General features: G+C 80.6%; 1 protein-coding gene. It reads left to right on the top strand.

The window, feature by feature from the left end:
• A partial coding sequence (locus EF918_RS35860; protein ID WP_185922098.1) for a BACON domain-containing protein occupies window positions 1-1281 on the top strand: 1281 nt, incomplete at both ends.

The following is a 1281-nucleotide window of genomic DNA, read 5'->3' as shown; positions in this document are numbered from 1 at the left end:
GAGACGTCGAGGGGCTCGGCGCCGCCCCCGGGACCCGGGCCGCCGCCGAGCCCCTCGACGTCTCCGCCTACCGCCGCACCGAGCTCGCCCGGCTCGCCTGGCCCGAGGCCGCCGGGACCACCCCCGAGCAGCGCGAGGCCCTGGAACTCGCGGTCCGGCACCGGCTCGGCGTGCCCGAGCTGGCCGCCGTGCTCGGTACCGGCGCGGCCAACGCCCGGGAACTGCTCTCCGGCGCCGCCTGCGAGGTCGAGCGCACCCGGGCCGCCCTCGCCGTGGTCGAGACCGGCGGGTGCCCCGCCGTCTCCCGGCTCACCGGAGACAGCCAGCTCCTGCTGTCCACCACCCTGCGGGCCGAGCTGGTGCGCCACGTCGACGACTGCCCGCGCTGCCGCCGCGTCGCCGAACGCGTCGGGGCCCGCGCCCCCTGGCCCGGCTCCGGCACCACCGACACCGCCGCCCTCCCGCTGGTGCCGGCGCCCCGCCGCGCCGTGCACGCGGCCATGGTGCGCGCCGGGCGCCCGCGCGGCCGGTCCGCACGCCCCCGGTTCGACCGCACCGGCTTCCCCATGGACCCGCGCGACCGCGCCGCCCGCCGCGACCGGATCCGGGCCCGCGCCGTGACCACCACCGTGGTCGCCACCGTCGTCGCCGCGCCCGTCCTCGCGCTGTGGGCGGCGTACCGCGGGGGCCCGAGCACCGAGGACCACACGGTTCCCGGTCACACGCGGATCTCCGCGAGCGAGTCCGAGGCGCCGACCGCGCGGACCGACGGCCGCCCCCTCACCGCCTACGAGAACGCCGGCAACGCCGCCCGCTCCGGCGCCGGGTCCGGCTTCGGCGCGGGCGCCGACGGCCCGGACGTCTCGGTCGAGATCCTCAGCAGCGGGGCGCCCACGCCCCCGCCGGGCTCCGCCCCGCCGACCACCGGCCCCGGCCGGGTCACCGTGAGCGCCGTCTCCCGCGGCGGGACCACGCTCCTGAGACTGACCGCGTCCGGCGGCGCACCCGTCGACTGGTACCTGTGGTCGGACGCCTCCTGGCTGCACGCCGACCGGACCTCGGGACGGCTGGCCCCGGGGGAATCGGTCACGGTACGGATCACCGTGGACCCGGCCGCCCAGCCGGCGGGCCCGTGGACCGCCCGGGTCGGGGTGGAACCGGGCGGCGCGGTGCTCGCCGTACGCGGCAGCGGACGGGCCGCCGAGACTCCGCCGGGCACGACCCCGCCGGCGAGTCCGCCCGCGACGAGCCCGTCGCCGACCCCGCCGGCGAGCCCCACGC

Origin of the sequence: Streptomyces sp. WAC06614 (assembly GCF_003949795.1) — a bacterium.
Classification (GTDB): Bacteria; Actinomycetota; Actinomycetes; order Streptomycetales; family Streptomycetaceae; genus Streptomyces.
Note: the sequence above shows the minus strand (reverse complement) of the source record. Positions and strands in the feature narration are given on the sequence as shown.